Raw genomic sequence first — 23,001 nt, 5'->3', positions numbered from 1 at the left:
CACCTGTTAAGGACAAGTGGAGCGTAGGCTTCTGTCGGCCCAAGTGCTTGACCTGGGTCAACTCGCGAAGATGGTACGGGGTCCATGCTTCGACGCATGGTGCACCAATGAATGCGATCGACCAGAACTCCAATGTTCGGCAGCAAGGTCTCTCGAGCACAGAAGCGAGCCGTCGCCTGCAGCAGGACGGCCCCAATCTGCTGCCCCAACCGGACCGCCGCAACTGGCTGCGCATCGTCTGGAGCGTATTGCGCGAGCCGATGCTACTGCTGCTGGTGGGCGCTGCCGGTATCTACCTGCTGCTTGGCGATCCGCAGGAAGCCTCTATCCTGGGGGCGTCCGTTGTGCTCGTCATCGCGCTCACTGTCTATCAGGAGCACAAGTCCGAACGTGCCCTTCAGGCATTGCGCGATCTAAGCAGTCCACGTGCATGCGTGCTGCGCGACGGTCAAATGCGATGGGTTGCGGCGCGTGAACTCGTGGTCGGTGATGTGATCCTGGTGGCCGAGGGCGATCGGGTGCCGGCCGATGCACGCGTTCTCGAAGCGAACGACATGATGCTCGACGAGTCCATGCTCACCGGGGAATCGGTACCCGTGCACCGTTCGGCTTCAGTTGCAGGCCAGCGCGAAGACAACGTGATACGTGCCAGCACTCTGCTAGTCGGCGGCCACGGCTCGGCCGAAGTTACCGCCATCGGCACGGATACGGCCGTGGGCCAGATTGGCATGGCATTGCGTACGTTACGCTCGCCGGCGACGCCGATGCAGTTGGAAATCCGGCGCGCAGTTGTCCTGTTTGCGGTCCTCGGATTGGGCTCAAGCCTGCTGATGACCTTGCTGTACGTCGCAGTCCATGGTGGCTGGCTACAAGGTTTGTTGGCGGGCGTCACGCTTGCAATGGCTAATATTCCTGAAGAATTCCCGGTCGTCCTGACGGTATTCCTGGCGCTGGGAGCGTGGCGCATGGCCAAGCACAAGGCATTGGTCCGCCGCGCGCCAGCGATCGAGGCGCTGGGCTCGGTCACGGTGCTATGCACGGACAAGACCGGCACGCTGACTGAAAACCGGATGTCGGTGGCCGAATTGGTTATTGGTGAGGAGCGGACCGCTCCGATAGAAACCCTTTCCCCCGCCATGCGAGCCCTGCTCGCCTGTGCCGACTTGGCCAGTCCGGACCAGCCGTTCGATCCGATGGAACGGGCAATCCATGGGGCAGCATTGAAGCTTTCCGACCCGCTTCCCCGAGAGGGTTGGCAGCACGTCCGGGAGTACCCTCTTTCCCGCGAGTTGTTGGCCGTGACCCATGTCTGGTCCCGGCCTGGCGCATCGGCGTTTCAGGTCATGTGCAAGGGGGCTCCCGAGGCCATTGCCGACCTGTGCGGCCTCGAAGCTGCACAGCGAGCCGCTGTCCTGGCGCAAGTCGACGAGATGGCTCGGCGAGGTCTGCGGGTGCTCGCAGCGGCGGCGGCGGTTTGGAACGAAGACGCGAACAGGCTTCCGTTGAAGGCACACGGTTTCGGCTTCGAATGGCGCGGTTTGCTCGGGTTCGCCGATCCGCTGCGCGCTGGCGTTCGTGAAGCGGTGGCCGAGGCTCAGGCGGCCGGTGTTCGCGTGATCATGTTGACCGGTGATCATCTGGAAACCGCCCGTGCAATCGCTAAGCAAGCGGGTCTGGCGAACTCCGAGGAAGTAGTACTGGGGAGCGAGTTGGCGCTTGATGGAGCCGCTTTGACTCAGCGTGCCCGCGAAATAAACGTCTTCGCTCGCGTGCAACCCGATCACAAGCTGCGATTGGTCGATGCTATGAAACGCGATGGACAGGTCGTTGCCATGACCGGCGATGGTGTGAACGACGCGCCCGCGTTGATGGCTGCCCACGTAGGGGTAGCAATGGGGGAACGCGGAACCGATGTCGCGCGCGAAGCGGCGTCAATCGTGTTGCTCGACGACAACTTCGTCACTGTGGTGCGCGCAATCCAGCAGGGTCGGGTCATCTACGACAACATCGTTCGTGCCATCCGCTACATTCTGGCGGTGCACGTACCCATCACCGGATTGGCGGTACTTCCACTGCTTTTCGGTGGACCCCTGATGCTGCTGCCACTGCATGTGGTTTTTCTGGAGCTGATCATCGATCCAGCATCGACGTTGGTGTTCGAACGCGAGCCGGCAGCAGCCAACGTCATGCAGCGGCCGCCCCGGCCGCCTTCCCAACGGCTGCTTGATGCACAGACCCTGTTCGGCAGTCTCGGCCAGGGTCTGGCGGTGTTTGCAGCGGTGGCGGCCATCTATGCGCTGGGGCGTGCCAGCGAAGTATCCACCCCCCAACTGGCCGCGCTCTCATTCACGGCATTGGTGGTTGGAAATCTGGGCTTGATCGTCGTCAATCGCGCGGGTGCCGCGCATAGTCGCTGGTGGCAGCAATCCAACCCAGCGTTCTGGATAGTGACGCTATCGGCACTGAGTCTGTTGTTCCTGGTCACCCGCTTTGAGGGACCAGGGCTCCCATTCCGTTTCGCACCGCCACCGCTGGACCTGTCCCTGGCAGCGTTGTTGTTGCCCTTGCTGGTATTAAGTCTGATCGAAGGCTGGCGCGGAATGCGCGCACGGAGGACGCAAATCAGCAGCACAACAGCGCAAGCTCGCTAGTTCCCGCTTGTTGCGAGATGCGCGCAGGCAGTTGCGATTTCGCTCTCCTCGTCGATTTTGACACGCCAGATGCGGATCGGGCTTGCGGGCGTATCCAAACGTGTTGCTTCCCGGTGGTTGGCATCATTGTCCAACTGCATATCGAGCCAGGCTAGATACTTCACGATTGCGCTTCGCACATCGGCTGCGTTAGCGCCGATGCCACCGGAGAAAACAAGGTCGTCAATGCCACCCAGCCGTGTGGCCATCGCGGCAATCCCTTGTGCGACCCGTAGCGCGAATATATCCCGCGCCAGTTCGGCCGCCGGACTATTGGAGGCTAGCAACTCGCGCATGTCGCCCGACTGGCCTGAGATTCCCCGCATCCCGCATTCGTGATACAGCGCCTGCTCAAGAGAATCCACGGTGAAGCCCTCCTGGCGCAGGAGGAAAAGCAGCGCCCCGGGATCGAGACTTCCACTTCGGGTCGACATCGGCACCCCATCCAATGGCGTCATCGTCATCGTGGTGTCGACGCTACGGCCATCTTGCGCGGCGCATAGGCTGGCTCCACCGCCCAGATGCGCCAGCACTACCCTGCCCCCGGCTGTTCCAACTCCCTCGCTCGTCAGCAACCGCATCGCAGAGGCGAATGCCAGCCCATGAAAACCGTACCGCCTGATCCCGAGTGCATCCCAACTTTGCGGCACCGGCAGACGCCGCGTGCTGGCTGGCAGTGCTGCATGCCAGACCGTATCGTAGACCCCGCACTGAACGGCATGCGGCCATAGCTTTGCAGCGCTTTCCACCAATGCCAGCGTAGCCGGTTGATGCATTGGCGCCAGGTTTGCCAGTGCTTGCAACCGGTCGATCTCAGCCCCATCGAGGATTCGTGCTGCCTCGGCGTCGCCGCCGTGGACGATCCGGTGCCCTATCCATGTCGGTGCTGCGACAAATCCAAGCGCCTCGGTTGCCTGCACCAGCAAAGTCCGCGGATCGCTGGCAGATTTATCGAGTGCCAGCTCAATCCTCTGCGACAGTCGCGGCTTTCCGGCAATGGGGCCAAGTCCGTCGAAGCGCGCAGCTTTCAATGTGGCCGAGCCAAGATTCAATACTAATAGCGACCCTTCGCTGGACGCCGTCATGCGGGTTCCTTTTGCCACAACACTGCTGGCAGCCCTTGCCCCAAGACAGCGTCGTACTCGGCGGATGAGAGCCAGGCAGCCGGTTGCTGTCCCAGCAGGTTGGCGGCAGCCTCGACCGCATGGGCCCAGGTGCAACGGTTGGCGAACATCAGTCCCTCGACGTCGAGCGTGCCGCCGCGGTTCCTGTATCCCAGCGCGTGGGTAAGACCAGGGCCATCGTCCAGTCGACGCAATGCACCCAGGAATGGCTCGGGGCGCATATGCGTTACGAACAGGCGCGGCTGGGTGGGCTTGAAGCAGCGGCGCAAGATTTCGTCACCGTGGACATGCTCAGATTCCACTTCATCGCGTGGGGCCCGGAAGCGACCGGGTTCGCCCAGGTAAATCAGGTTGGCGACTACGCCGTGTTCGCGCAGCCGCTCCCACGCACGGCGCAACGCAACGAGTTGATATGCACCTGTGGCGACCAGGTCGATCACGGCGTTGGGGTCGTGTGCGAGGAACAGCGCGCCGTCACGCACCAGGGCCATGGCTTGTCCGGCATCCAGCACCACGGGCAGTTCGCGTTTGGGTACCACCAACGCGAAGATGCGCCCGTACTCGCTGTAGACCGCTTTCAGCGCGGCTTGCGCGGTGTTTGCATCCGGTGGGAATATCACGCGCACCCCATCCTGCATCTCGCCGAGCAAGGCTTCCGTCAACGTCGGATCTTGGTGCGACTGTTCGTTCTTGGCGTTCTCCCAGGTGTGCGAGGTCAACACAAGCGGCATCGATAGCCAGCCAGGCGTACGGCCTGCCCGGCGCAGCTGCCGGGCGAAGATCAGCTCTTGACGCAGCGCACCCAGCATCTTCACGGCGAAGGCCTCGTAGGTGACCACGAGGTTGATACCGCCCTTGTTCGCCAGCGCGGCGCAAACCACGGCCTCTTCATTGAGTGCGGTGATGACGGCGCCATCGCAGGCTTCGGCCACGCCCGGTTCCGGTACCTGCACACGGTGCTTGAGGCGATCGAGAGTGCGGTCCAGGCGATTGCTGCGCAGTTCGTCCGGATTGCCAACTCGCGGCCGCAAATCGGGGTTGGCGGCTACCGTCGCAACGAAATATTCGTCGAGCGCCGCCATCGGTGCGACGGTTTCGCCCGGGGTTCGCCACTCGGGTTCCGGGAGTCGCGGCAACGGCACCTGGCGCACCGCCAGCGCATGGTCCCGTTCCAGTGGCCGGTGTTGCGCGTCGTGCGTGGCCAAGAGGGACACTGCTTCACGCAACTCGGCTTCAGGAACATGTAGGCGCCTGCAGGCCGTGTTGAACTCGTTGCGGGCGGCTTCGTTGCTGGACGGGTTTCCTGCCAATGGCAGATTGTGTGCGCGGTTGCTGCCGGCGCCCGGAAGGCCGTAGCCTTTCGGCGCCTGAGCGACTCCGTATCGCAACGGCATCCCGCTATCGGACCCGGCAGCGAGATGAGCATCGAGTCTGGCCTGCTGTCCCAGTTCGATGGCGTGTATGCCCCAGACAAAACTCGCCGGGTCGCGCCCATCGATGCCGAGGGGTTGGAAACCATTGAGCTGAAGGTGCGCATACAGCCAACGTTCGCCGCCCTGCTGAGCGATCTGCGTACGTTGCTCGATACGGCGACCGTTGAGGATCATGATAGGCGCGATGAATCCGCAGTCTTCCGGCCGCCACCATCGCGGCGCCCAATCGCTGCCTCGCTGCTCTTCGAAAGCACCATCGCTGAGAAACGCGACAAGCCGTTCGCCTGGCAGCGGCGCGTGAGCGTAGTGCAGTTCGGCGAATCCGAGGTAGCCGCCCTCCTGAAGGCTGCCTGCAGTATGCGCATTGACGTGAGAGCCCAACGGCGAATCAGGATGGCCGTCGGCATGCACGGCGTACGAGTAGAAATCGCCGACGAAGCGGGAAAGCCGTGCGTCGTCCAAGCCGTAACGCTCCGCGTGCGCGGGACCCATGTTGCCCACAAGCAGGTTGATCGCGTCGACCGCAGCCACACAATGCCCCTGCCCCATCAGCCAGCTCCGGGTATGTCCGGTCAGGGCGTTGAGCGCCAGATAGGCCGCGTAAGCCGGCACCATGTTCAGCGAACCGCCCGTATGTCCCTCGGGCTGTGGCTTGAAATCACTGGCAGCCAATTCCCCACCATCCAGCTTGACTTGGCAGACATAGGTCATGTGCGTAACCAGCCACATGGCGGCGCTGGCGAGACGATCGACCGCGGCCAGACGGCGATACGCCGTAGCCGCGTCCGGCACTGACCCTTCCGCCACCAGCGTCTTCACTAATGCATGGATGCGCGTCTGGGTCAGCGGCTCGTGGATGATGACGCCATAACCCGCGGCCCACTGGGCAAATGCCGGGTCCGCCGCGCGATAGCCGGCGGCGGCGGCTTCGATCCGCCGCCGCATGGGCGGATCCAGTTCGCTTCCGATTCCGTAGGCAAGGAGGCCTTCTTCCGGTATTTCGTCGTAGGTCATAGCGAAATCTCTTCAGCTTGCGGCCAAATGCGTAGCAACTGCGACCGCGATCGGTTCGGCCAATCTGATCGCATTGCTGGGGTGGATGATGCTATCGGTGCTCACGACTCGCCCCACGCCGGCCCGTTGCAAGGCCTCCCACGCGTTGCCGGCGAAGATCGCGTGAATCACTACGCACACAGCCGGCGGCAACTGCAACCGATGCAAGTGTTCAAGCGCGGCGATCAGAGTACGCCCGGTGGACACGATGTCATCCACAAGTACCGGCGTGTAGCCGCGCAAGCGCTCAATGTCGGGGAGGCTCACCTCGACTTCATGATCGCCACGACGGGTCTTTCGCAACACCTCATACGGAACGCCCGCAGCATGCGCCACGTCGGACACCCACTGAGCGCTCTCACTATCGGGTCCGATCAGTATTGGTCGGGCGACCTCATTACGAATCCAGCTCGCCAACTGAGGCGCCGCAGCGACGGCTGTAGATGGTATTCGCAACACATTGTCGAGCGCCGATATGCGATGCAGATGCGGATCCACCGTCACCAGCCAATCCACGCTCTCGTCAAGAAACTTCGCAAATGCATTCGCACTGATGCTTTCGCCGGCATGAAAGCGGGCATCTTGGCGCATGTAGGCCAGATACGGTGCCACCAAACCCACTCTGCGGGCACCGAGTTCCCGCGCGGTCTGTGCGGCGAACCACAGCGGCAGTGCTTTGTGGTCGGGATTATTGAGGCTGGCGAATAGCACAACCTCGGCGTCGGCAATCTCTTCGTCGATCGCGATCAGGGATTCGCCATCAGGGAAATGCCGCCACTCCAGGCGACCTATACGTGCACCGATTCGGCTGGCGACGGCCGTGGCCAGCGATTGATCGTCCGGAAAGGAAAGCAGAACCGGCATCATGACTATTCAGGCCCTATGGTCAGGATGTCCGGATGCGCAAAGGCATAGTCCAGCGCATATGCCAGTTCCCCTCGCGTCGCGGCGTGCACATCGAATAGCGCAGCTCCGCGCTCGATCAGATCGCCTTCGCGCAACATGCACATTACCCCCGCTACAGCGTCATGTGGCGCACCGGCCAGCTTGGCGACGCGCGCCAAATGTCGGTTGTTGATACGTATGATTCGCCCGCTGATTGGGGCAGGAAAAGGTTTGATGAACTGCGCTGTCCGAGGTTCCTGGAAACCTCCCTGCGCCGCACAGATAGCCAGGAACTTGCGAAAGGCGGCGCCGGAGCAGAGAACTTCGCTGGCTAGCGCAAGTCCATTGCCTTGCGTTGTTCCGGGCAACAGATCGAGTACGGCACCCGCTACGGCGAGTGCTCGTTCGCACAGATCGCTAGGTGCATCTGCCTTGTTGCGTAGGACGGCCAGGACATCATGTGCCTCCAGCGCAGGTCCGATCCCCCACCCAACCGGCTGCCGCCCATCGGAGAGGTGAATACCCACTCGTAGCCCCAACGCTTCGCCCACGAATACAAGGCGACGTGCGATTGCATCGGCTGCCGCAGGCGTCCGGATCTTGGCAGTGGGTCCGACGGGGATATCGATCAGTACATGTGTCGATCCGGCAGCCACCTTCTTCGACAGGATACTTGCGACCATTTGACCATCGCTGTCGAAGTCCAGCGGCCGCTCGATCTGGATCAGTATGTCGTCGGCTGGACTCAACCGCATCCTCCCGCCTGACGCCAGGCAACCGCCCTCTCGCTCCACCACGCGTCGCAAGGCGCCGGGCTCCAGGTCGACCTTCGTCATCGTCGCCATGACGTCGGCGGTCCCGGCAGGTGACGTGATGGCACGCGAGGAGGTCTTGGGAATGCGATGACCAAGCGCGGCAACGATGGAGACGACAATCGGCGTAGTGCGATTTCCGGGAAGACCACCTACGCAATGTTTGTCTAGGACCGGCCCCGGCCCCCAGTCGAGCCGCTCGCCTACTGAGATCATTGCGCGCGTCAGCGCCACGGACTCATCCAGATCCATCCGGTCGCCGGCGCAAGCGGTGACGAACGCGGCAAGTTCTATGTCCGACAGACGGGCCGCCATTACGTCCTTCAGCACGGCCTCAAATTCAGCTTCTCCTAGGCGTGCGCCAAAGACTTTGGCTCGTAACGCGCCGGTGGATCCGGGTGGTTCGGCGTGAGCGAACTCGGCGAGCGCACCTGGGCCGGGACTCAGCGCCTGCCATGCCGCTTCCGAAAGCGCGGCTTCGTCTTCGCTTAGCCAGTCGCCTATTACGACGTTCAATATGGCGACAATCTCGCGATCGCCGCACTTCACCCTGATCCGCGTCAGTGCGGCAAACCCCTCCGCGCGGCACACCAGGCAGCCCTGGTGCAGGTAAAGCACAGGTTGCCGATAAGTATCGATGCCAGCGCGACGTACTGGCAGTCGGATACCGGGCTCCACGGTGTCATGAATGGGGTTGGTAGCGTGCATCCGGGGCGCCTATGGGTCCGCACACCACCCTACTCCATGGATCGGATGCAAGTTTGACCTTGGTCAATGCTTGAGGGATCAGGTTCCGGACTCGGCCTGGGGCCAAGCCCGACGCAGCTCCGCGCCGCTACTGATGATCAGGACGCCCTACAGCGGCTTCGTACTCTGCATACGCTGCTGAAGATCAGAAATGACATCGGTCTATCAGGCGATGCAAACGAATTGCTCACGCGCCGGCCTCGAAACTCTTGTCGCCGAGCAGCACACGGCCATGCATGTCTTTCATCGCTATTCTTTAACTTCCTTCGCAATTGATTTCAATCAATGCGCGCTCCACGGATTGCACCGAACATCCACGCATCCTCTGGAGATGTCACATGAAAAAAAACCGTGCGCTACTTCCCCTGATGCTCGTCTTCCTAGCCGTGCCCGCCGCTGCCCAGTCCCGTGGAGAGTGGACCCTGGGAATCGGGCTGCATACGGTTAATCCGACTTCCGACAATGGGAGTCTTGCCGGTGGAACGCTCGACTTGGACGTTAGCAGCGACTCGAAGCCATCGGTAACCGCCGAATACTTCATCAGGGACAATCTGGGAATCGAAGTACTCGCGGCCTGGCCGTTTGAGCATGACATTTCCATCGATGGACTGGGCAAAGTAGGTTCGACCAAGCACCTGCCGCCGACGGTTTCTCTCCAGTACCATTTCAATACGAGCGGCAAGGTGTCGCCATTTCTTGGCGCAGGCCTGAACTACACGGCGTTCTTCAGCGAAAAAACCAGCGGCGCCTTAGCCGGCAGCGAACTGAAGCTGGATAATTCATGGGGCCTAGCGGCGCATGCTGGGCTGGACGTCTGGTTCTCGGACAAGAATGCCTTGCGCATCGATGCTCGTTGGATCGACATCGACAGCGACGTCAGTTTGGACGGTGCAGGCCTTGGCACAGCTCATATCGATCCGATGGTCTACGGGGCGGCGTGGATACATAAATTCTGATGCTTCTTGATAGAGGGGTCCACCAGTCTGGTTGACCGCACTGCTTTCCGACCGCCATTCCGGCCGACGGAAATACGGCACTCAGTCGGGTCTTCCGGCATGCTTCGATAAACCAAGACGCGCGAAGTGCGAGCTTCAGCTCCTGTCAGGCCTCAAACTTCTACCTATTCAGACGGGTGAATAGCGGCCAATACGGTTTCCCCATGCTAAAAAACCGATAGCCGACCCGTCATCGGCAGGATGCTGACCTGGATCAAGAACAGCCGACCTTCATCATGTATTTTCTGGGCAACATTTCCCGCGGGAGCCCGCGATGAGTCTGCCTGTCACCATCGTTTTTCAGGACATGACGCCGTCGCTGCGCGGTTGCCATGTGGCGCTTCGACATAACGAAGGCAGGCAGCGCCAGGACAACCGTTATCTCGCCCACGTGCGAGTCACGTTGCCGGGCGGCGAACTTGAAGCCGGTCGCGCCGCAGAGCCAAATCACAGCTATGGGATGCCTAAGTTGCCGTACGCGACGCCTTCGATGCGTTGCGTCGGCAGTTGGAAGACTTCGCGCGCCTCCGCAATGGCAACGTCAAAACCCATAATCCGAGAAGTGCGCGTTCGCCAGCGCGTCGCGACGTTTTTTTCCGGCACTGGGAGGACGATCGCATGAACCCGTCAACCGAGATTCCAGTCGAGCTGCGTGCGATGCTACTGGAGCGCCCGAATTCTTCGCTAGTCGAGACTCGCCGCCCCCTGCCCCTTCCACAAGTTGGCGAGATCCGGATCCGAGTGGAGGCCTGCGGCGTCTGCCGCACCGATCTGCATATCGTCGACGGTGAATTACCTCAGGCTGTCTATCCAATCGTGCCGGGTCATGAAGTCGTCGGCGTGGTCGATGCATGTGGGCCGGGTGTGGTCGCGTTAGAACTTGGCGAGCGCGTCGGCGTGCCCTGGTTGGCGCGGACTTGCGGCCGCTGCGAATACTGCAGACGAGGCCTCGAGAACCTCTGCGACTTCGCTGAGTTCACCGGTTGCACGCGCGATGGCGGATATGCGACGCACCTGATCGCGGACGCGGCGTTCTGTGTACGCATGGGCTCGCAATGGACGGACCCTGTGACCGCCGCGCCGCTGTTGTGCGCCGGCCTGATCGGCTGGAGAGCGCTAAAGACCGCAGGGCCTTGCGGACGTTTAGGAATTTTCGGATTCGGTGCCGCTGCGCATATCGTCGCCCAGCTCGCCCGATGGCGTGGAACCGAGATATATGCCTTCACCAGACCCGGCGACCGCTCGGCGCAAGCATTCGCGACATCACTGGGAGCCTGCTGGGCCGGCGATTCAGACCAGCGGGCGCCGGAACTCCTAGATGCTGCGATTATCTTCGCTCCCGTCGGCGATTTGGTCCCGATCGCCCTCGGCTCCGTGCGCAAGGGTGGACGCGTAATCTGCGCGGGCATCCATATGAGCGACATCCCGCGTTTCCCGTATCGTCTGTTATGGGAGGAGCGCCAGCTCGTATCGATCGCCAATCTGACTCGCCACGATGCAGAAGCATTCTTCGATGCGGCGGCCGGCGCTGGCGTGCACACACAGGTGCAGCGTTACCCGCTCGACGAGGCGAATCTTGCATTGGACGCGTTGCGCGAAGGCCGGATCCTGGGAGCTGCGGTACTGGTGCCGAACTGATCCCAGCGGGCTATTGGCTTCCCCATCGGCGACCGCACAAAGACGACCGGTTGACCTGGATCAATACCGCGCGATCGCCGCTGATTCCTACTGCCGATCGATTACTGGCCACGGATATGGCAATGGCCACAATCGGCCTGCAACCGTAAGGAGTTCGGCCATGAACCGAGTCAAGAATAAAACCTGCATCGTTACAGGGGCATCGCTCGGGATTGGCAATGCCTGCGCCCAGCGTCTCGCCGATGAGGGAGCGAACCTTGCCTTGTTCGACGTGCTCGACGAGGCTGGGAAAATTTTGGCCGCCGAGCTGCAAGCACGTGGCGTAAAGGCCCGCTACTGGCATGTGGACGTTTCCAGAGAGAGCGCAGTATGCGAAGCCATCGATGAGGTCGCCGCGCAGTTCGGCGCAGTACACGTACTGGTGAACAACGCCGGAATTGCCGGCGCCAACAAGCCCACGCACGAGATCACCGAGGAAGAGTGGGATCGGGTGCAGGCGATTAACGTCAAGGGCGTGTTCTTCTGCATCAAGCACGCCATTCCGCATCTGCGCCGCGCCGGCGGCGGCAGCATCATCATCAATCTGTCGTCGATCTACGGATTGGTGGGCGCGCCGGACGTGCCTCCCTATCACGCCGCCAAGGGCGCCGTGCGGCTGATGACCAAGACCGACGCGATGATCTACGCTACAGACGGCATCCGCGTGAACTCGGTGCACCCGGGTTATATCTGGACGCCGATGGTAAAGGACCATCTGGCTGCTAGCGGAGCCGTGGATCTCGAGGCTGCGCGCAGCGAAGTGGGCCGCCTGCACCCGCTCGGCCACATGGGCGAGCCGGACGACATCGCCTGGGGCGTGGTCTACCTTGCCTCGGACGAGTCGAAATTCATGACCGGTGCCGAACTGGTGATCGACGGCGGTTATACGGCCCGCTGACAGGCTATTCCCGACCATAGCGGACGACGTTAACCGGCATGTACGCGCTTCGATACGGAACTCGTCGACGTATTCGATGCGGCACAAATTTGTTCTGCCGATTCCCATCATAGTCACCACGCACTGTCCTTGATCCCCATCCGGAAGGCAATGCGGTTCACCACCAAATCGCCGACGAAAGTGACGGCGAGGATAAGCAATACGTCGAGCCACGATAACCTGGCCCAGAACCCAGTCAACAACAGTGCACCAATCGGAAAATCGAGCTGATCAAAGGGAACCCATGATGTCCCTGGTGCGGCGCCCAAGCGCCGCTTGAGTAGGCTCTTCAGGCAATCGCCGGCCATCGCTCCGACACCGAAACCCAATCCCTGCAACGGCCAGTACGCATAGTCGACAAGGCCGAACGGTGCATCGATCGCCGCCTGCGCAGCGGTGGCGAGGACGCCGGCAGCTACACCCATCATCACGCCAACCACCGTCTTATGGCTGCCGAGCAAACGTTCATGGATCGCTCTATTCGGCCCCGGCCAGTAGCGCGAGAACGGCGGCGCCATGTTCGCCAGATAGGCGGGCGTCATAAAGTAAAGTAGCTCAAGCAGTCTGATAGTCAATTTGAGAGGTGTGCCAGAATGGTCTGCGCGTCCGTGCGGGTTAGGTTCTCGGATCGTTCGGCGGTTATGCAGGCAGGACGAGTTTGTTCAATGCGCCGTTGAGCGTGCCCAGAAAATGCGCCAGCGCAATCAGCATGACGTCCCTACGGCAGTGGTCCAGCCGGCCTCCGGAATCCCAAACTATGCTGACCTTCGTCAACATGTCCCGGAAATCATCGGGACATCAGCAGCGGCACCTCCACGCCGTCGAATATCGTTCGCGTAGCTCCGCCCAACAAGAGATCACTGATGTGCGGATGAGCACGGCCGCCGGCCACCAGCATGTCCGCGTTAAGATCCCTGCATCGCTGAAGGAGCACCGACCCGGCATCGACACCCGCGTGCTGTTCAAGTATCACCTGCACGCCATGCCGCGCCAGGTGCGCAGCCATGTCTGCACCGGGTTCCGATCCGTACGAGCCCCGCAAGCGCCCTTCCGGTACGACGACCAGATGCACCGATTCGGCTAGGGCCAGGAACAGCACAGCGTCGGCAATCGACCGCGCCGCTTCCCGCCCCCCATTCCAACCGACGACTATGCGCCGTGCGGTCCGGTCTTCCGGCCAATGCTCGGGCAAGAGCAAGCAGGGACGGCCCGACTCAAAGATCAAGCGTTCCGATAAGCCGAGTCGTGTGGCTCTGTTCTGCTGACGAGCGGGAGGGCCGAGGATCGCCAAGCTCGCATGTCGCGCGTGCAGCATCAATACCTCGCTGTCTTCATTGTCTGAAACGCGCCACTCCGAACTGAAGCTTCGGTTATGCACAAGCGCATCAAAGTCTTCCCGCGCTCTAGAGAGCGATTCCGCCGCTGCCTTCGAATGCTCGGCTAGCATGCTCTTCAGAGCGGCGCCGACCGCGAAACCCGCATATGGCTCCAATGCGAGCTCACGAACGACAAAAGTGGCGATCAGATGTGCTTGCCACTGTTTCGCCAGGGAAGCTGCATAGCGTAGCCGCGAGTCGCGCTCCCGAGCAGGCTCAAGAAAGACAACCAGATCCCTTGGCGCTGCGACGTCTACCATGGCGAACTCTCCGTCATAAGAGACTGCAGGATCGTCCCACTCGTCTTGAGAAGAATTGACATGGATCAACGAAGGTTTTGTTGCTCAGACCAATATTGATTCCCATGACGACGGCTTCCCTAAACCCAAAAAGTGGATTTCGAGTGCAGTTTCTCGGCGCCAACGGGACCGTGACGGGTTCTCGCTATCTGGTGGAGGCAGGCGGCCGCCGGATCCTGGTCGACTGCGGACTGTTCCAGGGTTACAAGCCGTTGCGACTTAGGAACTGGGCGCCCTTCCCGGTCGATCCGGCGTCGATCGACGCGGTGATCCTGACCCATGCCCATCTCGATCATAGCGGCTACCTGCCACGTCTAGTGCGCTCCGGCTTCAGCGGCTCGGCGTGGTGCACCCACGCGACCAGTAGCCTGTGCGGCATTCTGCTGCCCGATTCGGGGCGTTTGTTGGAAGAGGAAGCCGGATACGCCAACCGGGCTGGTTCGTCCAAACATCACCCGGCGGAACCGCTTTACAGCGAACAAGACGCGAACCGAAGCTTGCGGCAGCTGCGCGGCGTACCGTTCGACGAGATCTTCGAGCCGGTGCCTGGAGTTAAAGCCAGTCTGCGTCTGCAGGGTCATATTCTCGGCGCCGCAGCGGTAACGCTCGAATACCAGGGTAAACGCATCACCTTTAGCGGAGACCTGGGCCGGCCGCATGATCCGGTCATGCTTGCACCTTTACCTCCATCCGATTCGGACTGGATTGTTACTGAATCCACTTATGGTGACCGCACGCATCCACCGGAAACTCTCAAGGAAGAGCTGGGCAAGGTGCTGTCTCGCGTCGCTGCCCGTGGCGGCATCGTCGTGATTCCGGCATTCGCCGTGGGCCGTGCGCAACTTTTGCTGCATATCATCGCCCAGTTGCAAAGCGCAGGCCAGGCCCCGGCGGTGCCGGTGTACTTGAACAGTCCCATGGCGACCGGTGTTACCGATCTGTATCGGCAATATCCCGATCTTCATCGCATCGACAGCCCCGGCCTGGACGCGCTCGAGCGGATGACCCGGGTGGTCAGCAGCGCGGAGGAATCCAAGGCGCTCAATCGGCGTAAGGGACCCATGGTGATCGTTTCGGCCAGCGGAATGGTTACCGGAGGACGAGTCCTGCATCACCTCATCGCGTTCGCGCCAGACCCGAAAAACGCCATAATTCTATGCGGATTCCAGGCCGGTGGAACCCGAGGGGCCGCCATCGCATCGGGCGCCTCAACGGTTCGAATTTATGGGCAGGATGTCCCGATCCGCGCCGAGGTAGTCCAACTCTCCGCAGCCTCGGCGCATGCCGATGCAGGCGAGATTCTTGATTGGTTGCGTTTGGCTCCACGCCAACCCCGCGGCGTGTTCGTGACCCATGGCGAACCCGATGCGGCCGATGCCCTACGTGTGCGTATTCAACGCGAGCTCGGTTGGACCGTGCATGTGCCCGAATACTTGGAATACGTCGATCTGACGTGATCCTTCAATGGGGCCGCGGGCCGCGCCGCCTCCGGCGCGCCGCTCTCACGACTGCTGGCTGCCGCACCGACGTCGATCGCACTGCTTCGTTATCGCGCCAAATCCACCCAGGTAAAAATACGCACTTCATCAGAGGTGGGACCAACACCAGGCGTGATGGCTTCTGATACGTAACGGTATCCGTTTCTAATCAAGCATCCCTGCGTCCACTCCTCCTTTGAGACGACGATATCCTGTCCGTCGTAGGGGCCGCCCATTAGCAACACGATCAAATTGCGCGCCGGACCGCCCAAACTTTGCACAACCCATCTCCAATGAAAGTGACAGGATTACCGGGACCGCACTGATGCTGTTTACTCCAAAAGAGGGACCCGGGGCGTAAGTGATTCTCAGTCCGGAGGTGCCATGAGCCCGAAGACGAGTCTAACTCCCCTGAAAAGAGCAGCCAGATAGCGCCCAAAGATTGACCCAGGTCAAACCGGCGGTGCCCTCCAGCGGCCACGCTGCGCATAACGAACTGGAGGACGCTTTCATGATCGACAAACCTTCTTACGCTGCATATTTGGGTCCGGACTATCCGCATTGGAATACGACATTGACCGACGGCTCCGAGGTTCTAATCCGTCCTATCGGCCCGCAAGATGCGGCGGCGGAAAAGGCTTTCATCGAGTCTCTTTCTCCGGAAAGTCGGCGAAACCGCTTTCTCGGCCAAATCGCACACCCCAGCGATGAATTTATCCACCAGTTGACCGACATCGATTACATCAATGACGTAGCGCTGGTGGCCATCGCGCCTGAGGGCACGGGATACAGGATTGTCGGGGTAAGCCGATACGCGGTGGATTCTTCGCGCAAGTCTTGCGAGTGCGCAGTGGTGGTGGCCGATAACTGGCAAGGCAAGGGCCTGGGCACGGCCCTGATGGAATGCCTGATAACCTTGGCCACTGAGCGCGGCCTACTCAGCATGAGATCGGTCGACTTGGCGGAGAACTGGGAGATGCGGGACCTGGCTTCCGCGCTTGGCTTCCACTCCAACCCTGACCCTACGGATCCGCATCAGGTAATCCACACGATTTCTCTCGTTCGCGATGTGGCGCCGGTAGTCACACCAATCCGATCAGACCTAGCTATCTGAGGGCGCACCACTAGCGTGCGGAAGTTCGACAGCCTGCGAGACAGTCATGCCATCACACCAGCAGGCGTCGTTTCCGCTGTTCCTCTTGTTGGCGTTCCTGGTCATCGCCGGTTTGCTGGCGATCCATCCGCTATACCCTCGGGACTGGGCGCTCGAGAATCTCATCGTGCTGGTGACCTTGCCAGTGCTGGGGTACGGCTATCGCCACCTGCGCTTCTCCAACGTCTCTTACTTTGCATTGTTCGTGCTCTACGTGGCGCACGAGGTCGGCGCGCACTACACCTACGCCGAAGTTCCCTTCGATCTTTGGACAATGAAGCTGTTCGGATTCTCTATTACCGAGCACTTCGGCTTCTCGCGGAACCACTACGATCGCCTGGTGCATTTTCTATACGGGTTGCTGGTCACCCCTGCCGTCATGGAACTGTTGGCAGCCCGCTCGCAACCGCACGGTATCTGGCGCTGGATCTTGCCGGCAAGTTTCATCCTCTCCCATGCCGCACTTTATGAGCTGCTCGAATGGGCCGCGGCAATCCTCTTCGGCGGTGACCTAGGGCAAGCCTATCTCGGAACGCAGGGTGATCCGTGGGATGCGCATCAGGACATCTTCCTTGCACTGCTGGGGAGCATGGCAGCGATGCCATTGCTATGGGTGTCACGCAAACCATCGCCTACGGTGTCGCAAGGCACCGTCCGTACATTCATGTCGTGAAGACCGCCACAGCGAATGCCACCAGCATCAGTACGATACCGGGAACTACTCTGAGCACATACGCGCTCCCGCCCTTCAGCCAGGCCATCAAACACTTGAGTAGAGAATTTGCGCAGAATGCGGCCAACATCCCGTATTCGGCCTGCGTTGACGCAATGCTTGCACTAGATTGAAGTTGCGCCGCCGATGCAGCTGCGGCATGTACATCTACCAATCCCGACACCCCAAGAACCCATATCACGCTGCTTTCGCCCAACACGCTGCGTAGCCACGCGGCCACGAGCATAACGCCAGCCAGCAAACCGGCAAAGCCCAACGCACGCAGCGGCTCGAAAACACGCTTTCCGTAGAACTCAGCCAAGTTTACGGACTTGGCAAATGAGCGCTTGTTGGCGACCAGCGCAGCCATCACCGCGACCACGCCTGCCGCTGCCAACGGCCATGCCAATTGCTGCAATAACGCCAACGAAAATGTACCGATCACGACGATCAGCTGGACTATGGTGCCGACATTGGACATCAGCGCCGCACTCGCCGCCGCGGGAACGAGCGCCGGCGTCGCCTTTGCGCGCTCGCCCATGGCGGCTATCGTCGCGGTGCTGGACACGAATCCTCCAGCCAGGCCGACAATGGCAAGGCCAACACGCGAGCCCAATACCTTCAAAGCGAAATAGCCAAGTGCGGTAACGCCCATCATCGCCACTGCGAGCAGCCATAGCCTGCGCGGGTTAAGCGCATTCCAGGGGTCGACCGGATGGTCAGGCAATAATGGGAGGATCACGAAGGCGCACAACGACAGGAACAGCAAGTCGTGTACTTCTTGTCCAGAAAGCAGTCGAGTGGCGAACCTGTGCAGGTGAGCCTTGCTGTAAAGCAGCAGCGTAGCGACGATGGCCAATGCGCCTGCTTGTCCCGGCCTGCTAAGGGCCATGGCACCCAGCAGGAACGTAGCGAACATGGCTACTTCTGTGGTGAGGCCCGGATCGGCGGCGCTCGTGCGCCCATAACTTACGATCATCGCGGCGATGACAAAAATCCCCGCCACCAGCAATGCCGCGTTTCCCATTGAAGCCGCAGATGCGCCTACAAGCGCAAGCAAAGCGAAGGTCCTTATTCCGGCAGCTTTCCTGCGCTGCCCGGCACCCTTAACGCGTTCACGTTCCAGTCCGACCAGCAAGCCTATGCCGAGCGCCACTGCGTAGCCGGCAGCGGTCGTTCCTAGCCAAGTCGACGCGATTGGCGAAGCAGATCCCTCAATCAAGTCGGACAACCTCATTCGAGCACTCCAATGAAGCACTAGCTTGCGCCACGAACACGGCTAGGAGTCGAAAGGTTAGGCCGCTCGCCCCATTCTCTCTTCCGCGACGTGCGCCAGCAATAGCAGCAACAATAGGAAGACAGGTCCCCAGACGCTGGTCACTGCGCACGGATAAGCGAACACAAATGGCATGGCTGCCGATCAGGTGCTGGAGTCGATTGCCGAACGTTCAATTTTGAATTGACTGATGGTCACGCCCAGGTCGAAACCGTCGCCACTGCCCGCGAGCGCCAACGACACCTTCTCGTTGGTAAGCACTTGGACAGTACCGGATTTCACTAGCCCCACGTTCGCGCTCAGAGCCGCATAGGTTCCAAGTACGTCGCGTATCTTTGCGACATGACTGAACTTCCCTGTGCCATGCTCGATCCTCCACTTGCCCGCGGTGAGGCCCACGCCTTTGGCAGAAATATCCACTTCCATTTTCTTCCCGTTGTCACAGGTCACGGTTCCTGTGCCTTCGGCGTGCTCATAAAGCACCGACCACTGAGTCGAAGAGAATTTCAGAGTGCACGACACTTCGCGATCCGCCGATTGTGCAGAGGCTGAAAGGGACAAAGCGGCTGCGAGGCCGAAAATGGCGACGATCTTCATGGCGTACTCCGTTGATGGGGGGCCGGGTAACGGCTGGAACCGCATAGCGGCTTACCAGCACCTCGTCCCGGCCGGGTTGCAGGATGGGCACTTCCCGTATGTCCAGGGGCCTGTGACGGTTATGGCCTCTCTCACGGGGAACGCGACCAGACTGGCGGCCACCGCGCCAACGCACGTTGATCCAGATCAAGCCAACAGGCCCTAATCCACAAAAAACCCAACGCTGAGGCAAGCCCGAGCGACTTGGCATATAGTAAGAACGCGGCTCGTAGCACGGCCTCGGTACAACAGGCGATCGGATGCCAGCAACCAACCCTTCCAACGCATCTCCCAAGGCCGAACAGCGGGTACTCATCGTTGACGACGACCCGGATATTGTCGCGCTGCTCACGCGCTACCTGAGCGGGAATGGATTCCAGGTGTCCGGAGCAGGTAATGGCGCAGAGCTGCGCGCCCATGTCGAGAGCGTAGGCACCGACGTCATCCTCCTTGACCTGGGTCTCCCCGACGAGGATGGCCTGGGCCTGCTGCGCTACTTGCAGGGAACCTGGAACGGACCGGTGATCGTGGTGAGCGGACGCGGCGAACCTGTCGAACGGGTAGTCGGCCTGGAGCTGGGCGCGGACGATTTCGTATCGAAACCATTCGACTTACGTGAACTGCTGGCACGAATCAGGTCGGTATTGCGTCGGACCGCGAAGACGACACCAACGTCGACGGCACAATCCAGCGTATTCGAATTCGCCGGCTTCCGGCTCGACTTGGCCAGCAGGCGGCTGACCGACCCGAAAGGAGACGATGTTGCGCTCACCACCGGGGATTTCCAGCTGCTATGCGCGCTGCTGGACAAGCCAAGACAGGTACTCTCGCGCGATGAACTTATGGATGCCCTGTACAAGCGCGAGGCAGGCCCCTTCGACAGGGCCGTCGATATGGGAATAGGACGGCTACGCCGGAAAATCGAACTGAATCCGGAGGCTCCCGTCTTGATCAAATCGGTGCGCGGAGTCGGTTACCTGTTCGCTTCGGAAGTGGTTAGGAACTGAGAGCCGCATGTACCTGGAGCTCTTCGAGGCCGTACCTGATGCACTCGTCCTGGTGGATGGGAAAGGGCTGATAGTCCAGGCCAATAGCCAGGCCTTGAGTCTGTTCGGCTATCCGGAGAGCGAACTCGTCGGCGCCTCGATCGAAATGCTCGTCCCCGAGGGCGCAAGAGCGCGCCATCGCGCACACCGTGCCGGCTACATGGCGCATCCGCATGTGCGTGCCATGGGTGCGACGGGGCAGACGCTGATGGGACGTCGCAACGACGGCTCCCAGTTCCCGCTGGAGATCGCGCTCAGCCCGATCAACAGCGATGGAACAGTGCAGTATCTGGCCTCCATTCGCGACATCTCCGATAGCCCCCGTGCGCGCCAGATGCTTGTCCGTGCCAGCTACGATGCGCTGGTCGCACGTTTCGGTCAGCTTGCGCTCGAGTCCAAGGAGGAGGAAGACGTCCTAGCCCATGTGCCTTTATTGCTTGCCGAAAGCTTGGGTATTGAATCGGTACTGATCGCATTTGTTTCTGCCGACAACGAGCGCGTGGATGTCCGCGCTTCGACCGGGCTGGACGGACAGGCGCATGTCGACGACCCTCATATCGATCAACAGATGCTCCTCGCCGCCTTGCACAAAGGCCGCGCCTGGATGGTGGAAGACTTCTCGTTGGCGGGCGCGTCCGAACAAGCATTCCCGCTTTCGCAGCCCCCCTCTGGCAGCGCAGCGCTGGTTCCCTTGCTGGATGTGAATCGCCCTATGGGCGCACTGCTCGCGTTCTCGCGTCAGCCGCGGAAGTTCGACCACGACGCGCTGCATCTGCTGCAATCGTTCGCCAACCTTATCGCCGCCCTGGTGCAGCGCCAGCGCACCCAGGACCAGTTGGCCCATGTGCAGCGGCTGGATGCGTTGGGGCAATTGACCGGCGGCATCGCCCACGACTTCAACAACCTGCTCACCATCATGTCCGGCAATCTGCAACTGCTGGAATCGGAGTACGAGGGCACCTCGGAGACGCGCGAACTGATCGACAGCGCGCTTCGCTCGGTTACCCGCGGTGCGGAACTGACCGCGAAACTGCTTTCGTTCGCACGGCGGCAGCGACTGGTTCCCCAGGCGGTGGACCTGAAGGCAATGCTCCATGACCTGAACCAGATGCTCAGGCGGACCCTGGGCGACACAATCCGCTTGCGCATCATTTGCGCGGATGGCCTACCGAGCGCGCATGCGGATCCGGCGCAGTTGGACACGGCCCTGGTGAATCTGGCTCTCAATGCGCGCGATGCGATGCCTCGCGGCGGCGAGATCGCCATCGAAGTGGGCAGGATGACCGGAGGCGGCAGCACTCCGGCGGATTTTCCGGCTGGCGACTACCTATTGGTCACCGTGTCCGATACAGGGCGTGGAATGAGCCAGTCCACGCTCGACCATGCGATGGAACCCTTTTTCACCACCAAAGAAGCCGGACGCGGCAGTGGGCTTGGATTGAGCATGGTGCATGGGTTCGCCAAGCAGAGCGGTGGCGACCTGTGGATCGACAGCACGCTTGGATACGGCACCCATGTCCACCTTTGCCTTCCTGTCGACAACGGTGGCGGTACGCCAAAGACCCTGCAAACGGCGGCGAATCCGCATGGAACCGGCGAAACCATCCTGGTGGTGGAAGATGAGGACTCTGTCCGTCGCATCGCCGTGGCTTTCCTGCGCAAGGCGGGCTACCGAGTCACGGAAGTGGCCAGTGCAAATGCTGCCTTGCGCGAGCTTGATACCGATGACCGCATCGCCTTGCTGTTCACCGATGTGCTACTGGGCGAAGGTGGCAATGGCAAAGAACTAGCGGCGGCCGCGCTGCGATTACGGCCAGGTTTGCCGATTTTGCTCACGTCGGGGTTCGAACAGCAGCCTTCCCCGTCCTCGCATGCAGAAATCGAGTCTATTTCCTTCGATTTGTTGCGCAAGCCCTACCGCCGCGAACAATTGTTAGATGCGGTCCGGCACTCATTGCTGCAAGATGGCGCCGGCCAGGGCTAATCACAAGCGGCGGTCTGCAATAGATCGTTCATCGAGGCCGGGTCGCGCAGAATAATTTCTTTGCCTTGCACTGCGATGAGTCCCTTGTCCTGCAGACGCGATAATGCGCGCGTCACAGTTTCCAGCTTGAGCGCAAGGAAACTGCCCAGATCGGCACGGCTCATCCGAAGGATCATGTGTTGCCGACTGAATCCGAGCGAGCCCAACCTTGTGGCCATATCCAGCAAGAATGACACTACCCGCTGATCCGCCGACAGCGTCGCCAAAGTCAGCATCCAGCTCCAGTCACGCCGGATTTCGGCCGCCAGGAACGAGGTGATGCGCTGTTCGAACTCCGGCAGGGAGCCGCAGAGATCCGAGTACGGCAGTTCCCAAACTTCGCCGGTGTCTAGGGCGATAGCGTCGCAGGCATAGGTTCCGATACCGAGGGAGTCCAGACCCAGCATGTCACCACGCATCCTGAAGCCAGTGATCTTTTCACGGCCATCGGCGCTGGCCAGGCAGGTCTTGAAGAAGCCCGCGTGCACCAAAAACAAAGAGTGACGCGGCTGTCCTGCACGGAAGACATACTCCTTGGCCTTCAGGGTGCGATGACGCAAGGGGATTCCCCGCAGCAACTCCTCCATGTCACGAGTGACCTCCCTGGTCTCCAAGTAGTCAGGGGCCCCGCCAGATAGGAAATCGCCGG

The 23,001-nt window shown here is 60.9% G+C and carries 20 protein-coding genes; 10 read left to right on the top strand and 10 right to left on the bottom strand.

What is annotated here, in order from left to right:
* The first annotated feature begins 107 nt into the window (after positions 1 to 107).
* A complete protein-coding gene (locus AC1DTQ_RS16710) occupies positions 108 to 2,651 on the top strand; it encodes a cation-translocating P-type ATPase (RefSeq protein ID WP_477851024.1) in 2,544 nt (847 codons plus the stop codon).
* Here AC1DTQ_RS16710 and AC1DTQ_RS16705 read toward each other — a convergent pair.
* The 4 genes from AC1DTQ_RS16705 to AC1DTQ_RS16690 are packed head-to-tail and all read right to left on the bottom strand — an operon-like array spanning position 2,648 to position 8,705.
* The gene (locus AC1DTQ_RS16705) at positions 2,648 to 3,775 is read right to left on the bottom strand and encodes an acetate/propionate family kinase (RefSeq protein WP_477851023.1); all 1,128 of its coding nucleotides are present in this window, start codon (positions 3,773 to 3,775) and stop codon (positions 2,648 to 2,650) included. The genes AC1DTQ_RS16710 and AC1DTQ_RS16705 overlap by 4 nt on opposite strands.
* A complete protein-coding gene (locus tag AC1DTQ_RS16700; RefSeq protein WP_477851021.1) occupies positions 3,772 to 6,261 on the bottom strand; it encodes a phosphoketolase family protein in 2,490 nt (829 codons plus the stop codon). Before AC1DTQ_RS16700 ends, AC1DTQ_RS16705 begins: the two co-directional genes overlap by 4 nt.
* 12 nt (positions 6,262 to 6,273) lie before the next feature.
* Positions 6,274 to 7,164 (bottom strand): ribose-phosphate pyrophosphokinase, encoded by an 891-nt coding sequence (locus AC1DTQ_RS16695; protein WP_477851020.1) that lies wholly within the window; start codon positions 7,162 to 7,164, stop codon positions 6,274 to 6,276.
* A gap of 5 nt (positions 7,165 to 7,169) precedes the next feature.
* Positions 7,170 to 8,705, bottom strand: a complete 1,536-nt coding sequence (locus AC1DTQ_RS16690) for a thymidine phosphorylase family protein (RefSeq protein WP_477851019.1) — start codon at positions 8,703 to 8,705, stop codon at positions 7,170 to 7,172.
* A gap of 377 nt (positions 8,706 to 9,082) precedes the next feature.
* On the opposite strand from AC1DTQ_RS16690, the gene AC1DTQ_RS16685 reads away from it, so the two are divergent.
* From AC1DTQ_RS16685 to AC1DTQ_RS16670, 4 genes are all read left to right on the top strand, one after another.
* A complete protein-coding gene (locus AC1DTQ_RS16685; protein WP_477851018.1) occupies positions 9,083 to 9,700 on the top strand; it encodes an OmpW/AlkL family protein in 618 nt (205 codons plus the stop codon).
* A 313-nt stretch (positions 9,701 to 10,013) separates the two neighbouring features.
* The gene (locus AC1DTQ_RS16680; protein WP_477851017.1) at positions 10,014 to 10,361 is read left to right on the top strand and encodes a hypothetical protein; all 348 of its coding nucleotides are present in this window, start codon (positions 10,014 to 10,016) and stop codon (positions 10,359 to 10,361) included.
* Positions 10,358 to 11,377 carry a zinc-dependent alcohol dehydrogenase family protein gene (locus AC1DTQ_RS16675; protein WP_477851016.1) on the top strand — a complete coding sequence of 340 codons (1,020 nt, stop codon included), beginning with the start codon at positions 10,358 to 10,360 and terminating at the stop codon, positions 11,375 to 11,377. The genes AC1DTQ_RS16680 and AC1DTQ_RS16675 overlap by 4 nt, the downstream gene beginning before the upstream one ends.
* Positions 11,378 to 11,537: 160 nt before the next feature.
* Positions 11,538 to 12,314, top strand: a complete 777-nt coding sequence (locus tag AC1DTQ_RS16670) for an SDR family NAD(P)-dependent oxidoreductase (RefSeq protein WP_477851015.1) — start codon at positions 11,538 to 11,540, stop codon at positions 12,312 to 12,314.
* 113 nt (positions 12,315 to 12,427) lie between these two features.
* Here AC1DTQ_RS16670 and AC1DTQ_RS16665 read toward each other — a convergent pair whose 3' ends face one another.
* The 3 genes from AC1DTQ_RS16665 to AC1DTQ_RS16655 all read right to left on the bottom strand — a co-directional run bounded on the left by AC1DTQ_RS16665 (position 12,428) and on the right by AC1DTQ_RS16655 (position 14,058).
* Positions 12,428 to 12,928, bottom strand: a complete 501-nt coding sequence (locus tag AC1DTQ_RS16665; protein WP_477851014.1) for a CDP-archaeol synthase — start codon at positions 12,926 to 12,928, stop codon at positions 12,428 to 12,430.
* 64 nt (positions 12,929 to 12,992) lie between these two features.
* Entirely contained in the window at positions 12,993 to 13,130 is a 138-nt protein-coding gene (locus AC1DTQ_RS16660) for a hypothetical protein (protein WP_477851013.1), read from the bottom strand.
* 10 nt (positions 13,131 to 13,140) lie between these two features.
* Entirely contained in the window at positions 13,141 to 14,058 is a 918-nt protein-coding gene (locus tag AC1DTQ_RS16655) for a universal stress protein (RefSeq protein WP_477851012.1), read from the bottom strand.
* Positions 14,059 to 14,093: 35 nt separating this feature from the next.
* On the opposite strand from AC1DTQ_RS16655, the gene AC1DTQ_RS16650 reads away from it, so the two are divergent.
* The 3 genes from AC1DTQ_RS16650 (at position 14,094) to AC1DTQ_RS16640 (ending at position 17,332) form a co-directional block, all read left to right on the top strand.
* Positions 14,094 to 15,485: an MBL fold metallo-hydrolase gene (locus AC1DTQ_RS16650; protein ID WP_477851011.1), complete on the top strand. Its 1,392-nt coding sequence runs from the start codon at positions 14,094 to 14,096 to the stop codon at positions 15,483 to 15,485.
* Positions 15,486 to 16,017: 532 nt separating this feature from the next.
* Entirely contained in the window at positions 16,018 to 16,620 is a 603-nt protein-coding gene (locus tag AC1DTQ_RS16645) for an N-acetyltransferase family protein (protein WP_477851010.1), read from the top strand.
* A 46-nt stretch (positions 16,621 to 16,666) separates the two neighbouring features.
* Entirely contained in the window at positions 16,667 to 17,332 is a 666-nt protein-coding gene (locus AC1DTQ_RS16640) for a DUF2238 domain-containing protein (RefSeq protein ID WP_477851009.1), read from the top strand.
* Here the strand turns inward: AC1DTQ_RS16640 and AC1DTQ_RS16635 are convergent.
* Both AC1DTQ_RS16635 and AC1DTQ_RS16630 read right to left on the bottom strand, forming a co-directional pair.
* Positions 17,322 to 18,608 carry an MgtC/SapB family protein gene (locus AC1DTQ_RS16635; RefSeq protein ID WP_477851008.1) on the bottom strand — a complete coding sequence of 429 codons (1,287 nt, stop codon included), beginning with the start codon at positions 18,606 to 18,608 and terminating at the stop codon, positions 17,322 to 17,324. The genes AC1DTQ_RS16640 and AC1DTQ_RS16635 overlap by 11 nt on opposite strands.
* A gap of 183 nt (positions 18,609 to 18,791) precedes the next feature.
* Positions 18,792 to 19,244 (bottom strand): hypothetical protein, encoded by a 453-nt coding sequence (locus tag AC1DTQ_RS16630; RefSeq protein ID WP_477851007.1) that lies wholly within the window; start codon positions 19,242 to 19,244, stop codon positions 18,792 to 18,794.
* 299 nt (positions 19,245 to 19,543) lie between these two features.
* On the opposite strand from AC1DTQ_RS16630, the gene AC1DTQ_RS16625 reads away from it, so the two are divergent.
* Positions 19,544 to 20,290 (top strand): response regulator, encoded by a 747-nt coding sequence (locus AC1DTQ_RS16625; protein WP_477851006.1) that lies wholly within the window; start codon positions 19,544 to 19,546, stop codon positions 20,288 to 20,290.
* A gap of 7 nt (positions 20,291 to 20,297) precedes the next feature.
* Positions 20,298 to 22,313, top strand: coding sequence for an ATP-binding protein (locus AC1DTQ_RS16620; RefSeq protein WP_477851004.1), 2,016 nt, complete (start codon positions 20,298 to 20,300; stop codon positions 22,311 to 22,313).
* Here the strand turns inward: AC1DTQ_RS16620 and AC1DTQ_RS16615 are convergent.
* Positions 22,310 to 22,939 carry a helix-turn-helix domain-containing protein gene (locus AC1DTQ_RS16615; protein ID WP_477851003.1) on the bottom strand — a complete coding sequence of 210 codons (630 nt, stop codon included), beginning with the start codon at positions 22,937 to 22,939 and terminating at the stop codon, positions 22,310 to 22,312. The genes AC1DTQ_RS16620 and AC1DTQ_RS16615 overlap by 4 nt on opposite strands.
* Positions 22,940 to 23,001: the final 62 nt, after the last annotated feature.

This window comes from Pseudoxanthomonas sp. P4_B2 (genome assembly GCF_056402315.1).
This window is presented reverse-complemented; position numbering and strand designations above follow the sequence as displayed.

Bases quoted from the DNA above. Each gene is read 5' to 3' on its own strand.
- AC1DTQ_RS16675 (WP_477851016.1), top strand. From the start codon at position 10,358: ATGAACCCGTCAACCGAGATTCCAGTCGAGCTGCGTGCGATGCTACTG.
- AC1DTQ_RS16640 (WP_477851009.1), top strand. From the start codon at position 16,667: ATGCCATCACACCAGCAGGCGTCGTTTCCGCTGTTCCTCTTGTTGGCG.
- AC1DTQ_RS16670 (WP_477851015.1), top strand. From the start codon at position 11,538: ATGAACCGAGTCAAGAATAAAACCTGCATCGTTACAGGGGCATCGCTC.
- AC1DTQ_RS16685 (WP_477851018.1), top strand. From the start codon at position 9,083: ATGAAAAAAAACCGTGCGCTACTTCCCCTGATGCTCGTCTTCCTAGCC.
- AC1DTQ_RS16630 (WP_477851007.1), bottom strand. From the start codon at position 19,244: ATGAAGATCGTCGCCATTTTCGGCCTCGCAGCCGCTTTGTCCCTTTCA.
- AC1DTQ_RS16680 (WP_477851017.1), top strand. From the start codon at position 10,014: ATGAGTCTGCCTGTCACCATCGTTTTTCAGGACATGACGCCGTCGCTG.
- AC1DTQ_RS16625 (WP_477851006.1), top strand. From the start codon at position 19,544: ATGCCAGCAACCAACCCTTCCAACGCATCTCCCAAGGCCGAACAGCGG.
- AC1DTQ_RS16650 (WP_477851011.1), top strand. From the start codon at position 14,094: ATGACGACGGCTTCCCTAAACCCAAAAAGTGGATTTCGAGTGCAGTTT.
- AC1DTQ_RS16695 (WP_477851020.1), bottom strand. From the start codon at position 7,164: ATGCCGGTTCTGCTTTCCTTTCCGGACGATCAATCGCTGGCCACGGCC.
- AC1DTQ_RS16700 (WP_477851021.1), bottom strand. From the start codon at position 6,261: ATGACCTACGACGAAATACCGGAAGAAGGCCTCCTTGCCTACGGAATC.
- AC1DTQ_RS16710 (WP_477851024.1), top strand. From the start codon at position 108: ATGAATGCGATCGACCAGAACTCCAATGTTCGGCAGCAAGGTCTCTCG.
- AC1DTQ_RS16690 (WP_477851019.1), bottom strand. From the start codon at position 8,705: ATGCACGCTACCAACCCCATTCATGACACCGTGGAGCCCGGTATCCGA.
- AC1DTQ_RS16705 (WP_477851023.1), bottom strand. From the start codon at position 3,775: ATGACGGCGTCCAGCGAAGGGTCGCTATTAGTATTGAATCTTGGCTCG.
- AC1DTQ_RS16645 (WP_477851010.1), top strand. From the start codon at position 16,018: ATGATCGACAAACCTTCTTACGCTGCATATTTGGGTCCGGACTATCCG.
- AC1DTQ_RS16615 (WP_477851003.1), bottom strand. From the start codon at position 22,939: ATGGAGGAGTTGCTGCGGGGAATCCCCTTGCGTCATCGCACCCTGAAG.
- AC1DTQ_RS16635 (WP_477851008.1), bottom strand. From the start codon at position 18,608: ATGAGGTTGTCCGACTTGATTGAGGGATCTGCTTCGCCAATCGCGTCG.
- AC1DTQ_RS16620 (WP_477851004.1), top strand. From the start codon at position 20,298: ATGTACCTGGAGCTCTTCGAGGCCGTACCTGATGCACTCGTCCTGGTG.
- AC1DTQ_RS16660 (WP_477851013.1), bottom strand. From the start codon at position 13,130: ATGTTGACGAAGGTCAGCATAGTTTGGGATTCCGGAGGCCGGCTGGAC.